The organism is Pseudomonas sp. D3-27, from assembly GCF_051132165.1.
Classification (GTDB): domain Bacteria; phylum Pseudomonadota; class Gammaproteobacteria; order Pseudomonadales; family Pseudomonadaceae; genus Aquipseudomonas.
The window spans coordinates 2,780,917-2,794,762 of sequence record NZ_CP071667.1 but is presented as its reverse complement, the minus strand read 5'-3'; the positions used below and the strand labels follow the sequence as shown (position 1 = coordinate 2,794,762).

Below are 13,846 nucleotides of genomic sequence, written 5' to 3'. Positions count from 1 at the left end.
CAGCCAGCACTCAATAATCCCAGGACCCCGCCACCCAACGAAACGCGTCGCCATCCACCGCCACACGGCCCACGGAAGGAAACGAAAGGTGGGTCGCCACGAACAGCTCCCCGCTTGCCGCGGCCTCTTGCATCAACCGTACGCGAACGCGCACCGCTTCTTCAGGGTCATGCTCGAAGCCGTTTTGCCAATCGGGATGGTCGAAAGCCACCGGAAACAAGGCGTCGCCGGCAAACGTGAGCTTTTCGCGGCCAGACGTCACATGCACCACACTGTGCCCCGGGGTATGCCCGCCGGTGCGTTTGACCACGACACCCGGCGCCACTTCATGCTCCTGCTCGAAGGTGTGCAGTTTGTCGTGGTATGCCTCCATGAACTGCCGCGCGGTCGTGTGCAGCACGTCCGGTATCGGCGCGGGCATGACGGTGCGGGAGAAGTCAGGCTCCGCCCAGAAATCGACCTCGGTTTGGCAAACATGGATCCGCACGTCCGGGCTCAGGCGGTTCCGTACCTCGTCGACGAGCAGGCCGCCTATGTGATCCATATGCATATGGGTGATGACCACGTCGGTAATGAAGGAAAGCTCGATGCCGGCCGCCTCCAGCCGCTTTGGAAACAGCCCTGCACGTGGGAAGCCGGGGAACTGCCCGCCCAGCCCCGCGTCGACCAGCAGGGTTTGCTCGCCGCTGCGCACCACCAGCACGTTCAACGCCCAATCGAACGCGTCCGGGCCAAGGAACATGTCCTTGAACCAGGCAGCACGTGCGGCGGGGTCGGCATTGGTGGACATGGTCGAGGTCGGCAGCGGCAGCACGCCGTCGCTCACCACCAGTACATCGATGTCGCCGACCTTGAGTGCGTAGCGCGACGGAACCAGTTCCTCGGTCGCGGATACTCCCTGGATGGTTTTTTGCGGCGTGTCTTGCAGATGCATCGTCATGATCGCTCTCCTGTGCTGGATGAGGCGAATCCGTATCCATTGGCAGAACAACGGATCACCTGGAGGACGAGTGTGCATCGCGGTATGGCGCGCCCGATATCATACGCGGGTATGCCGTGCCCACATCTTGGCGTGGTCGTTTCAAACGAACGGCTGGGTGATTTGCAAGATTGGGCAATCATCGGACCGGATCGTGCAAGCTATCGCGCCCAATGCTTTCTATAGTAATCGGTGCCCAACCATCTGGAGCTGGTCCGACTATGAGCGCCCTCAATATCAATGGCCGTGAGCACACGGTTGACGTAGACCCTGGCACCCCTATTCTCTGGGCCCTGCGCGACACCCTGGGCATGACCGGCACCAAGTTCGGCTGCGGTGCGGCCTTGTGCGGCGCCTGCACCGTTCATCTGGATGGCCAGGCCATTCGCTCCTGCGTGACGCCGATAGCCGCGGCGGTTGGCAGGAAGATCACGACCATCGAGGCGGCCACCGACGGCAGCGACCCGGTAGGCACCGCGGTGCACGAAGCCTGGGTCAAGCATGACGTGGCGCAGTGCGGCTACTGCCAGAGCGGGCAGATCATGAGCGCGACCGCGTTTCTCAAGGCCCAGCCCAAGGGCAAGCAGCCGACACCGGCCGAGATCGACTCGGCCATGGCCGGCAATATCTGCCGCTGCGGCACCTACGCACGAATCCGCGCCGCGGTGGCCGACGCCGCCAAAGCCCTCGCCTGACAGGGAGTTGCGCCATGCTGAACGAGATTTTTCCAACCGAACTTCCGCGAGCCTTGCAGCACCTGCTCGAACGCGATGACGCGGACGGTCCCGCGACCCTGCCCCGCCGCAGCTTCCTCAAGATCGTCGGCATCGGCGGCCTGGCCTTGGGGGCTTTTCCTCACCTGGCCCTGGCCGAACAGGCCAACGGCGCGGGCGAAGGCCCACTCAAGCCGACCCAGCAACCCTCTGCCTTCGTCCAGATCGCGCCTAACGGCGAGGTGACGGTGACCATCAATCGCCTTGAGTTCGGCCAGGGCGTGCAGACCGGCCTGCCGATGATCCTCGCCGAAGAGCTCGACGCCGACTGGAGCCTGGTGCGCACGCGCAACGGCAGCAACGACGCGGCGTACATGGATCCGGCCTTTGGCATTCACCTTACCGGCGGCTCCAATTCGATCAAGAACAGCTACACCCAATACCGCGAACTGGGCGCCCGGGCCCGTTCAATGCTGCTGGCCGCCGCAGCGGCGCGCTGGAATGTCGACGCCTCCAGCCTGACCACGCAAAACGGCGCGGTGCTTGGCCCTGGCGGTCGCAAGGCCACCTACGGTGAGTTGGCCGAAGCCGCCATGGCGATGCCCGTGCCGGAGAAGGTCACGCTCAAGGACCCCAAGGACTTCCGCCTCATCGGCCAGGCCACCACCCGCCTCGACGCCAAGGCCAAGAGCAGCGGGCAACAGGATTTCGGCATCGACGTGCATCTGCCGGGGCAACTGACCGCCGTGGTCGCCCATCCACCGGTATTCGGCGCCCGCATCGCCTCCCTGGACGACAGCGCCGCACGCGCGACCAAAGGTGTAAAAGCCGTGCTGCGCGTGCCGTTGGACGGCGGTGCCGAAGGCGTCGCGGTGATCGCCGACGGCTACTGGCAGGCCAAGCTGGCGCGTGATGCGCTGAAGGTCGAATGGGACGTTGCCAAGGTCGAAAAAGTCGACACGGAAAAACAACTGGCCCAGTACCGCGAACTGGCCGGCCAATCCGGACCGCTCCACTTCGATGCCGACATGAAGCCCCTGGCGTCGGCGCCCCATCAACTGGAAGCCGAGTTCGTATTTCCTTATCTGGCCCATGCGCCCATGGAGCCGCTGAACTGCACCGTCCAGCTGTCCGAGGGCCGTGCGCAGTTGTGGGTGGGTACGCAGTTTCCCGGCGGCGACGGCGCGGCAGCGGCCAAGGTGCTCAATCTCAAGCCTGAGCAGGTCCAGGTGAATGTGCAGACGGCGGGCGGTGGCTTCGGCCGGCGCGGCGTGCCCACCAATGATTTCGTCGTACAGGCTTGCGAAGTGGCCAAGGCGGCCCGCGCCGCCGGGCTCGATGCCCCCATCCGCACCCTTTGGAGCCGTGAAGACGACATCAAGGGCGGCTACTACCGCCCCATGCACCTTCACCGCGCACGCATCGGGTTCGACGACAGCGGCAAGGTGTTGGCCTGGGACCACGCGCTGGTGGGGCAATCCATCTTGACCGGCACCTTGTTCGCCGGGCAGATGAAAAACGGCATCGACCCCACCGCCACCGAAGGCTTGCGCGATCCGTATCCGCTGCCGATGCGATTGACGGTGCATCATCCCAAGCTCAACGTGCCCGTACTGTGGTGGCGCAGCGTCGGCTCGACCCACACCGCCTTCGTGATGGAGACGCTGCTCGACGACATCGCCCGCACGACCAAGCAGGACCCGGTGGCGTACCGCATGAAGCTGTTTGGCGACCAGAACCCGCGTCATCGCGACGCGCTACAGTTGGCGGTGGACAAGAGCGGCTACGGCAAGCGCCAGTTACCCGCCGGTCAAGCTTGGGGCGTGGCGGTGCACGAGTCGTTCAGCTCGGTGGTGGCCTACGTGGTCGAAGCCTCGGTGCAGGATGGCCGTCCCGTGCTCCATAACGTCACGGCGGGCGTGCACTGCAATCTGGCGGTCAACCCACGCAGCATCGAAGCCCAGGTCCAAGGCGCTGCGCTGATGGGCCTGTCGATGTGCCTGCCTGGTGGCGCCGTGACGTTGAAGGACGGTGTCGTGCAACAAAGCAACTTTGCCGACTTCAGCGTGCCGCGTATCACCGACATGCCGCAAATTGCCGTCCACATCGTCCCGAGCGCTGAGCCACCGACCGGCATGGGCGAACCCGGCCTGCCCGCCTTGGCCCCGGCGTTTGCCAATGCCATTGCCAGCCTGACGGGCAAACCCCTGCGGCAGTTGCCGTTCAGCCTGGCTTGATTGGGAGCGAACGCCAAACCTTGGCGAGGGGTTTTATCCCCTCGCCACAGCCACATGGGACACCCGTTTCTTCAATTGCCCTGACCGCAATCCTGCTCGATCGCGCTGTAGTCCAGCGCCTGGATCGCCCCGGTGGAATCCAGGTAGGTCATTCGCGACTCGACGACGCCGCAGCCTGAGCCCATCCCTTGCTTGACCGACAGCACCTTGGCGATGTCCAGGTGATCACCGTACATGTAGGTATGCGGCTTGACGGCGTCCTGGGCGTTGGCTGCCAGAGCGCCGAGGCTGAGGACGGCGAACAGTGAAGCAATGCTGAGATTCTTGACGTTCATGGCGATGTCTCCGACGTTTGAGTGAGTAGCTGAGACGGCTTGTGCTGTCTCGATGGGCTCATTTGACGCCGGCGAGGTATCTGGGGTGTGTCATCGACTGGCACAAAGGAATCAGTGCGTATCGGCAAAGGGTCTGGATACACAGCGATACAATCATGCCGTTCACGCTTTATCATGGCGCCATCCCCATTCCCTGACCTGATGGAACGACCATGACTTTCGATTTCGACCTGGTGTTCGAGCGCCACGGCACCGGTAGTACCAAGTGGAGCCGCTACCCGGCGGATGTATTGCCAATGTGGGTGGCCGATATGGATTTCGCCGCGCCACCGGTCGTCGTCGATGCGCTGCGCAAACGCCTGGAGCACCCGATGCTCGGCTACAGCGTTGCCCAGGACAATCTGCGCGCGGCCATCGTCGCCGATCTCTGGAGCAAATACGCCTGGCGCGTCGAGCCCCAGCAAATCCTATTCCTGCCTGGGGTCGAGCCGGGTTTCAACATGGCACTGCATGCGCTGGTGGAACCGCAGCAGAACGTCGTGGTGCAGGTGCCCAACTATCCACCGCTACGCAACGCGCCTGGTAACTGGAACCTGAACAAGGTGGAATTGGCATTCGACACGGTCGATGGCGAGTTCCGCACACCGCTGGCCGAACTACGGGATGCTCTGCAGGGCGGCGGCGCGCTGTTGCTGAGCAATCCGCATAACCCGCTGGGCAAGGTATTCGGTCGCGACGAACTCAAGGCGGTGGCGGATATTTGTGTCGAGCAGGACGCCTGGATCATCTCCGACGAAATCCATGCCGAGCTATGCTTCGATGGCCGCGTGCACATCCCCACCGCCAGCCTGGGCGCGGACATTGCCGAACGTACCATCACCCTGATGTCCGCCAGCAAGGCCTATAACATCGCGGGGCTGAAAACCTCCTTCGCCATCATCCAGAACGCCAAGCTGCGCGAGCGGGTCAACGGCGCCAGGGCCGGCATGGTCGACAGTGTGAACGCCCTTGGCCTGGAGGCCACCCGCGCCGCGTACAGCGAAGCGGGACCGTGGCTGGAGGCCTTGAAGCGGTATTTGCAGGCCAATCGTGATTACCTGGTCGAGGCAGTGAAGACCCGCTTGCCGGGCATCACCATGACCGTGCCGCAGGGAACGTACCTGGCGTGGCTGGATTGCTCCGGATTGGGGCTGGACGACCCACAGGGCTTTTTCCTGAAGCAAGCCAAGGTCGGCCTGAGCGCCGGGCTGGATTTCGGCGACGACGCGGGGCAGTTCGTGCGGCTGAACTTCGGCTGCCCACGGGCGTTGCTGGAGGAAGGGATTGCGCGGATGGAGCGTAGCCTGAAATCCCGAACCTGACCGGATCCCCTGGGGCGAGGGAGCTTGCTCCCGCTGGGCTGCGAAGCGGCCCCAAAATCTTGCGGTCGCTGCGCCCGAAGCGTCGGGCCGACCGAGCGGGAGCAAGCTCCCTCGCCACAGAAGCCTCCACCACCGCCCATGCCGAAGTCAGTCATGCATATCCGGCGTATGCACAAAACACAGCTTGTTCCCCTCCGGATCCCGGCAATAGGCGCCGAAGTAATCCTTCGAATATTGGGGCCTCGGGCCCGGCTCGCCTTCGTCGAAACCTCCCATGTCCATCGCCATCTTCCAGGCCTCGCGCACGGCTTGCTGTGATTCAGCGGCAAAGCTGACCTGCATCCCATTGCCCCAGGTCGCCGGCAGCCCGTTGATGGGCACCTGGACGAACACCTGCGGCCAATGCCTGCCGGGCTGATGCCAGCCCTCGCCGGGTGGGCCAGAGTCGTCCTCGCTGTCCATGCGCACCAGGCCAAGGCAGCCCAGGACCGCATCATAAAACGCGACCATCTTCGGTAGGTCGCGCGCGCCGATCTGTATATGACTGAACATGCCCTTCTCCTTCTGAGACCTTATTCGATTGGAAAAGGCGGCTTCGCCCACGTTCACCTTAATCGGTGATCGGTCGATGAAACGCTCGTGGTCACGCTTATCGACCGGCAGGAAAATCCGACCGAACTCCGGCCAAAACCCCAGGGTCCACCGTCCATCGCAACCACTGGAGATGGAGAACTAAAATGGCCGATTACCCAACCCCACCCTTCCCTAAGCAAAACCAACCCGTACCTGGCAGCCAGCAGAAAATGGACCCTTATCCAGACTGCGGCGAACAGAGTTACAAAGGTTCAGGACGCCTGGCGAACAAGATCGCCCTGATCACCGGCGCCGACAGCGGCATCGGGCGCGCCGTGGCGATTGCCTTCGCCCGTGAAGGCGCGGACGTGGCCATTTCCTACCTGAACGAACACGAAGATGCCAAGGAAACCGCGCGCTGGGTTGAACAGGCCGGTCGCCAGTGCCTGTTGCTGCCGGGCGATCTTGCCGACAAGGCCCAGTGTCGCAAGGTTGTCGATGAAACCGTGGCGCGCTTCGGGCGTATCGATGTCCTGGTCAACAACGCCGCGTTCCAGATGACCCATGAAACCCTCGAAGAAATTCCCGATGAAGAATGGGTGCGCACGTTCGATATCAACATCACGGCGATGTTCAGGATCTGCCAGGCCGCGGTGCCGCACATGAAGGCCGGAGGCTCGATCATCAACACCACATCGGTCAACTCCGACATGCCCAAGCCGACGCTGCTGGCCTATGCTACGACCAAGGGCGCCATTGCCAACTTTACCGGCGGTCTGGCCCAGATGCTCGGGCCCAAGGGTATTCGCGTGAACAGTGTTGCGCCGGGGCCGATCTGGACGCCGCTGATCGTCGCCACCATGCCCGAGGAAGAAGTGCAGAATTTCGGTTCCCAGACGCCGCTGGGCCGCCCCGGCGAACCGGTGGAAGTGGCGCCGATCTACGTGCTGCTGGCGTCGGATGAGTCCAGCTACATCTCCGGCTCGCGGTATGCGGTGACGGGGGGCAAGCCGATCCTGTAAGCGCAGGCACATATTCCGTGGCGAGGGAGCTTGCTCCCTCGCCACGGAAAGCGCCCTTCTGATCACTCCTTGGCAATCACCGAAATCTTCCCATTGCGCTCGATGATCGCGAATTTGATCTGGTCCAGGGTCTCGATGCCCTGGCTCGAGCGTGCCGCTTCCATGATGTCCGCCTCAACCAGCCGTGCGTGGCGCATACGGCCCTGGAGGATGCGCCCGTCCTCGACGATGATGGTCGGGCCGCCGTCGATGAGCCGGGACACCCAGTCGGAGCGCAGCTTGAGCAACGAAAATCCGACATCAATGGCGATCAGCGTGACGATGACCATGAACGAGTTGGTCATCGAAAAGTCATCCCCCAGCAGCGCTTGCTGGGTCGCCTCGCCAATGATCATCAAGAGCACGAAATCGAACGTGGTGATTTCCGCCAACGAACGACGCCCGGCGATCTTGAACAACACCATCAGCACCGCATACATCGCGGCGGCTCGCAGTACCGAATCCATATGTCACCTAAGGAAAGATGAATTGACTGAACGTGACCACGGCGCCGTTGGGCGTTGCGATGCGGCTCTGGTACGTGCCGAGGCCTTCGCTGAGCAATGACAGGTGCAGGTTCGCCTGCCCCTGACCATCCGCCTGGAGCCAGAGCTTCATGCCCGGACCCGCGGCGGCCGAGCGCATGGGCGTAGGTTGCACGCTTTGCACGTCGAATCCCTCCAGCCAGTCGCCCCCGAGCTCGATTTCCAGCACTGCATTGGGTGCTCCCTTCAAGCGCACGATCACGGGGTTGGTCGAGCCGTTGCGATGGAACCTCTCGTATTCGACCCCGATGCTGCCGTCAGCACTGTGAATCTCGCTATTGCTCAGTGGCCCATGGGAAAACAGTCCGAGCAACGTCAACAAGACCAGCAGCACCAACGCATACCAACCCACCCGTTCGAAACGCCAGACCTTGTGCTGGAACGCCATGTCCTCGCACACCGGGTACTGGCGACTGCGATGATCGTCCTGTTCGCATTGGTCGGTCATGGGGTCCTCCTATCGACGTTCACCCGCCATGGCGCGCCGGTGATAGCTGGGCAATTGCTGCAAGGCGTATTCACTGGATAACCGTTGCACCTGGCGCCGATCGCCGAAAAAACGCTCTCTGCGGCTGAACAGCGCGCGCTGCCCGTTCAATTCGAACGCCCAGGCAAAACACACCGTGCCGGCGGGAATGCCGTCCTTATCGTCGGGCCCGAGCAGGCCGGTGGTGGCCACCGCCACGTTGGCGTTGGCGTCGCGCAATGCGCCAAAAGCCATTTCCTCGGCGACTTCGCGGCTGGTCAGGTTGAAGGTATCGATGGTCCGCGGCTTGACACCCAGCAGCCGCTGCTTGGCTTCGGGGGAATACACCACGTAACCGCTTTCGATCAGCGAACCGCTGCCCGGCACTTCGGCCAACAGCGTGACGATAAGCCCTGCGGTGCAGGACTCGGCAGTGGTCAGGCGCAACTCATGTTCACGCATGTACTCGATCAGGGAATGGGCAACAGTCATGGCATACAGTCCTTCATGGATGCTGATGGGTTGACCCCCGCCGCCTCGAATCATTCCCTTTATCGCGCCGTCGCGCCAAGCGGTCAAATAAATGAAACCCCTGGTCATTCCTGTACCTCATAACGGTATGAGCCTCATGCAGAGGCTGTCTTGATCAGGAGGTCGTTATGTCCGTGCTTTTCGTCAAACTGTTCACCCATCCGGAATTCGCCTGGGGGGACATTCGCGAGCAGGAACAGGCCCATCCCCACCATTACCTGGCGCATCTTCTGTTGCTCGCACTGATTCCGGCGGTATGCCTGTTCGTCGGTACCACTTGGACCGGTTGGAGTCTGGCCGAAAACGAAACCGTGCGACTCAGCCACGCCAGTGCGCTGCAGCTGTGCGTCTTGCTGTATGTGACCATCGTTGTCGGCGTGACGTTGATGGGGCTGTTCATCCGCTGGATGTCGCGCACCTTCGAGGCCCGGCCAACCGTCAACCAATGCATCGGTTTCGCTGCCTACACCGCGACCCCCTACTTCCTGGCCGGAATATTCGGCGTGTACCCCAGCCGATGGCTGGCAGTGGCGGTCCTGCTGGCGGCTTCGGTGTACTCGACTTTCCTGCTGTTCGTCGGCCTGCCTAAGTTCATGGGTTTGAAGAAGGAACAGGGCCTACTGTATTCGGCCAGTGTCTGGGGCGTCGGCCTGCTGGTGCTGGTCACGATTCTGGTGGAGATGATCCTGCTGTGGTTCAACTATTTGCAGCCGGAGTATTTGCGGGTTCCGGTAGGCTGAACGGGGTTTTGAGGTACACAATGACGGTGGCGGCGGTGTTGCGAAGCGTCAATTTCGCAATGTTCGTGTAACACGACTATCCTGCGGCTTTGCATCCTGAAATCGAGTCGGCAGCGCTGGACCGCCCCGCCGCCCTTTAAGGCCTAACCTAATATGTCATCTCCAAGCAAACGCTCTCCCAACGTTCCACAACGAAAGGAGCTGAGCCCCAGTCACCTGGATTTCGCCGTCGTGGGCATCGGCGCCTCGGCGGGTGGGTTGCAGGCCATCAAGCAGTTTTTCGAGCACATGCCCAAGGACAACGGCATGGCGTTCGTGATCGTACTTCACTTGGCGCCGGATTATCAGAGCATCGCCGACAAGATCATCCAGGAATCCACCAAGATGCCTGTATTGCAGGTGACCGAGGCGGTGCCGATCGAGAAGAACCATGTCTATGTGATTTCCCCGGCCCATCATTTATCGATGAACGACGGGTATCTGAAGGTTACCCCGGCCGAACCGCGCCAGGGTGGGCATGTGGCGATCGACCTGTTTTTCCGTGACCTGGCCGATGTGCACAAGGACCGCGCGTTTTGCCTGGTGCTGTCGGGCACCGGTTCCGACGGTGCCGTGGGTCTGTCAAGAATCAAGGAGCAAGGGGGGGTGACCCTCGCTCAGTCGCCCCAGGACGCCGAATTCGATGGCATGCCACAGGCGGCCATCGACACCCAGATGGTCGATCTGGTGCTACCGGTGGCGGAAATGCCGCAAAAACTCCTGGAGCTGTGGCAAAACTCCCAGGCCATCCGCCTGCCGACCGCCAACGACCCTGAGATACATACCCAGCCGCCGACATCCGAGCGAGAAGCCGTTGCCGCCGAGCAATCGCTGCACGACATCCTGGTGCAGCTGCGGGCAGGCACCGGCCATGACTTCAAGCATTACAAACGGGCCACCGTGCTGCGGCGTATCGAACGACGCATGCAAGTCACCGCCCAACCGGACCTCAACGCCTACTACAGCTATCTGCAGAGTCATCCGGAGGAAACCAAGGCCCTGCTCGGTGACCTGCTGATCGGTGTGACCAACTTCTTCCGGGACCGTGAGGCCTTCGAAGCCCTGGAGCGCGACGTACTGCCCAACCTGCTCAAGCCGGTGGAACCGGGCAGCGTCCCGCCGGAGGAAATCAGGGTCTGGTCGGCCGGCTGCTCGACCGGCGAGGAAGCCTACACCCTGGCCATGTTGATCAGCGATCAACTGCAACACGATGCCAGCAACGCCAAGCTGCAGATATTCGCCACCGACATCGATGAGCGGGCAATTACGGTGGGCCGCGGCGGGGCCTACCCCGAAGCGATCATCACCGACGTACCGCCCACCCGCCTGCGCCAGTACTTCGTCAAGGAAAGCTCGACTTTCCGTGTGCGCAAGGAAGTCCGCGAACGGGTGCTGTTCGCCAAGCACAGCCTACTCTCGGACCCGCCGTTCTCGCAGATCGACCTGATCGTGTGCCGCAACCTGCTGATCTACCTCGACCGCGAGGTGCAGCGTGAAATCCTGCAAATGTTCCACTTTGCCCTGCGGCCGGGCGGCTATCTGTTTCTCGGCTCTTCGGAATCGGCCGACGCCTGCAGCGAGTTGTTCAGCCCGGTGGACAAGCGCAACCGGATCTTCCGCGCCAAGTACGGCACCGCCAGCAGCCGCCGCACACCGACCATGCCCCGTGGCGGTTATGTGCGCAGTACCTCGGCGTTGGTCCCGCCCCAGGTCGCGGTGCCACGCAAAGTCTCGTTCGCCGATATCCACCTGCGCGCCATCGAGCGTGCCGCGCCGCCCAGCATGATTGTCGACAACAATGGCGACATCCTGCACATGATCGAAAGTGCCGGCCGCTACCTGCGCCATGTCGGCGGCGAAATGTCGCGCAACCTGCTGACGCTGATCAATCCGCAATTGCGCCTGGAAATCCGCACGGCGTTGTTTCAGGTCAACCAGAACGGCCAACCGGTCAAGTCACGCCAAGTCAACATGGAACGCGACGGACGGCGTTTCCTGGTGGACCTGCTGGTCCAGCCCTATCGCGACGAACAATCCGATGGCGACTTTGTGCTCGTCGTCTTCGAAGAGGAAGAAGTCGACCCCGGCCAGCAGGTTGCCGCCATTACCAGCCAGACCGAAAACCAAGTGCTTGCCAACCTGGAACGCGAACTCCAGCGCACCAAGTCGCACCTGCAGGACACCATCGAGCAGGCAGAAGTCTCCAGCGAAGAGCTCAAGGCTTCCAATGAAGAAATGCAGGCCATCAACGAGGAGTTGCGATCGGCCACCGAGGAGCTGGAGACCAGCAAGGAAGAGCTGCAATCGATCAATGAGGAACTGCTGACGGTCAACTACGAACTCAAGACCAAGGTGGAGGAAACCGACAAGATCAACGACTACCTCACCAACCTGATCGCCTCCACCGATATTGCCACGGTATTCGTCGACCGCAGCATGCGCATCAAGTGGTTCACGCCTCGGGCCACGGAGATTTTCAGCATGCTGCCGGTGGACACCGGCCGTTCGTTGCTGGACATCACCCATCGGCTGGACTACCCGGACATGGCGGCGGACGCCACCCAGGTATTCGAATCCCTGAACATGATCGAGCGCGAAGTCAGCAGCAGCGACGCTCGCTGGTACATTGCCCGGCTGCTGCCATACCGCTCCAGCGAAGATCATATCGACGGCACGGTGCTGACCTTCATCGATATCACCAAGCGTCGCGCGGCCGAAGAAGAGCTGCGCTTGGGCGAGGAACGCATGCGCCTTGTGGCTGAAAGCACCCGCGACTACGCGATTATCCTGTTGGACGAGCACGGCGTGATCACCAGCTGGAACACCGGGGCGGAGCTGATCTTCGGGCATACCAAGAGCGAAGCCGAAGGCAGTTACTACGACTTCGTGTTCACGCCCGAGGACCGCGCCACTGGCGTACCCGAAACAGAATTGAGCACCGCTCGAACCAAAGGCCGTTGCGAAGACGAGCGCTGGCACCAGCGCAAGGATGGCAGCCGCTTCTTCTGCAGCGGCGAAGTCACACTGCTCAGCGGCGAATATCTGCAGGGTTACGTGAAGATTGCCCGTGACCTCACCGGCCACAAGCGCCTGCACGAGGAACAGACCCAGCGGCTCATGGAAACCCAGAACTCCAGCCATTTGAAGGATGAGTTCTTCGCCGTCATGTCCCACGAGCTCAAGCACCCGCTGAACCTGATCCAGCTAAACGCCGAATTGCTTCGCCGCCTGCCGGTGACCAAGGCCGCCACCACCGCGGCCCGGGCCGTCAATACCATTTGCGATGCGGTCAACAGCCAGGCACGCATTATTGACGATCTGCTGGACGTGGCCCGTGTCCGCACCGGCAAGCTCAAGCTCAAGCGCCAAGCCGTTGATCTGGCGCGGGTGCTGCAAGACATCTACACCGTGGTGATCAACGACAATCATCCCAACAAGGTCACTCTGGACCTGCCCGAGGGTTCCAATGGAGAACTGATCGTCAATGCCGACCCGACCCGGCTGGAACAGATCATCTGGAACCTGGTGAACAACGCGCTGAAATTCACCCCTAGCGGCGGCCGCGTGCAACTGGTCGCCAGCCACGACGACCATATGGCGCGCCTGGACGTAAAGGATTCCGGCGTGGGTATCGCGGCGGAGCACCTGAGCGAAGTGTTCGACCTGTTCGGCCAGGCCGAGACCCAACACGCGACACACCAGCGCGAAGGCCTGGGGATCGGCCTGTCACTGGTCCGGCAATTGACCGAAGCCCACGGCGGCAGCGTCGAGGTCAAGTCCGAGGGGCTGGGCAAAGGTTGCACCTTCACGATTCGCCTGCCCCTGAGCAATGCCGCGATCGTGCCCAAACCGCAGGCTTGCGAGGAACAGTCGGGACGCCTGAGCGGCCTGACGGTGTTGCTGGTGGACGACTCCCCGGACGTGCTCGATACCCTCAAGTTGCTGCTGGAAATGGAAGACGCCAACGTGGTCGCCTTCGACCAGCCGCTGCAAGCCTTGCAGGCCGCCAAGGACGCCCGTTTCGACGTGGTGATCTCCGATCTGGGCATGCCGGAGATGAATGGCCATGAATTGATGCAGGCGCTGCGCGAGCTGCCTCACATCAAATACATCCCGGCCATCGCCCTGACGGGCTACGGTGCGTCCATCGACCTGCATAAATCACAACAATCGGGCTTCGACCAGCACATCGGCAAGCCGGTGTCCTATGACGAGTTGATTGAAACGATCGAGCAGTTGCGGCGTTCGCGGGTTTACTAGCTGGGG

The 13,846-nt window shown here is 62.1% G+C and carries 12 protein-coding genes; 6 read left to right on the top strand and 6 right to left on the bottom strand.

What is annotated here, in order from left to right; all coding sequences use genetic code 11:
- Positions 1-10: 10 nt before the first annotated feature.
- On the bottom strand, positions 11-940 hold the full coding sequence (locus tag J3P92_RS12790; protein ID WP_434651060.1) for an MBL fold metallo-hydrolase: 930 nt from the start codon (positions 938-940) through the stop codon (positions 11-13).
- Between the two features lie 260 nt (positions 941-1,200).
- Between J3P92_RS12790 and J3P92_RS12785 the strand changes: the two genes are divergently transcribed.
- Both J3P92_RS12785 and J3P92_RS12780 read left to right on the top strand, forming a co-directional pair.
- Positions 1,201-1,674, top strand: a complete 474-nt coding sequence (locus tag J3P92_RS12785; RefSeq protein ID WP_420763984.1) for a (2Fe-2S)-binding protein — start codon at positions 1,201-1,203, stop codon at positions 1,672-1,674.
- Positions 1,675-1,688: 14 nt separating this feature from the next.
- Entirely contained in the window at positions 1,689-3,929 is a 2,241-nt protein-coding gene (locus tag J3P92_RS12780; RefSeq protein ID WP_434651058.1) for a molybdopterin cofactor-binding domain-containing protein, read from the top strand.
- Positions 3,930-4,000: 71 nt separating this feature from the next.
- Here J3P92_RS12780 and J3P92_RS12775 read toward each other — a convergent pair whose 3' ends face one another.
- Positions 4,001-4,264 (bottom strand): DUF2790 domain-containing protein, encoded by a 264-nt coding sequence (locus J3P92_RS12775; protein ID WP_420763986.1) that lies wholly within the window; start codon positions 4,262-4,264, stop codon positions 4,001-4,003.
- 212 nt (positions 4,265-4,476) lie between these two features.
- On the opposite strand from J3P92_RS12775, the gene J3P92_RS12770 reads away from it, so the two are divergent.
- A complete protein-coding gene (locus tag J3P92_RS12770; protein WP_434651056.1) occupies positions 4,477-5,625 on the top strand; it encodes a MalY/PatB family protein in 1,149 nt (382 codons plus the stop codon).
- A 147-nt stretch (positions 5,626-5,772) separates the two neighbouring features.
- Here J3P92_RS12770 and J3P92_RS12765 read toward each other — a convergent pair whose 3' ends face one another.
- Complete coding sequence (locus J3P92_RS12765; protein WP_434564019.1) at positions 5,773-6,177, bottom strand: VOC family protein; 405 nt, start codon at positions 6,175-6,177, stop codon at positions 5,773-5,775.
- Positions 6,178-6,362: 185 nt separating this feature from the next.
- Between J3P92_RS12765 and J3P92_RS12760 the strand changes: the two genes are divergently transcribed.
- Positions 6,363-7,220, top strand: coding sequence for an SDR family oxidoreductase (locus J3P92_RS12760; RefSeq protein WP_434651054.1), 858 nt, complete (start codon positions 6,363-6,365; stop codon positions 7,218-7,220).
- 62 nt (positions 7,221-7,282) lie between these two features.
- On the opposite strand, the gene J3P92_RS12755 is transcribed toward J3P92_RS12760, so the two are convergent.
- Genes J3P92_RS12755 through J3P92_RS12745 form a run of 3 tightly spaced genes read right to left on the bottom strand, consistent with a single transcriptional unit; the run spans position 7,283 to position 8,762 of the window.
- Complete coding sequence (locus J3P92_RS12755; RefSeq protein ID WP_420763990.1) at positions 7,283-7,726, bottom strand: DUF421 domain-containing protein; 444 nt, start codon at positions 7,724-7,726, stop codon at positions 7,283-7,285.
- Positions 7,727-7,733: 7 nt separating this feature from the next.
- Positions 7,734-8,252 carry a hypothetical protein gene (locus tag J3P92_RS12750; protein ID WP_420763991.1) on the bottom strand — a complete coding sequence of 173 codons (519 nt, stop codon included), beginning with the start codon at positions 8,250-8,252 and terminating at the stop codon, positions 7,734-7,736.
- A gap of 9 nt (positions 8,253-8,261) precedes the next feature.
- The gene (locus J3P92_RS12745) at positions 8,262-8,762 is read right to left on the bottom strand and encodes a CinA family protein (protein ID WP_420763992.1); all 501 of its coding nucleotides are present in this window, start codon (positions 8,760-8,762) and stop codon (positions 8,262-8,264) included.
- A gap of 167 nt (positions 8,763-8,929) precedes the next feature.
- Between J3P92_RS12745 and J3P92_RS12740 the strand changes: the two genes are divergently transcribed.
- The gene (locus J3P92_RS12740) at positions 8,930-9,541 is read left to right on the top strand and encodes a Yip1 family protein (RefSeq protein ID WP_420763993.1); all 612 of its coding nucleotides are present in this window, start codon (positions 8,930-8,932) and stop codon (positions 9,539-9,541) included.
- A 153-nt stretch (positions 9,542-9,694) separates the two neighbouring features.
- On the top strand, positions 9,695-13,840 hold the full coding sequence (locus J3P92_RS12735; protein WP_434651053.1) for a CheR family methyltransferase: 4,146 nt from the start codon (positions 9,695-9,697) through the stop codon (positions 13,838-13,840).
- The last annotated feature ends 6 nt before the right edge of the window (positions 13,841-13,846 follow it).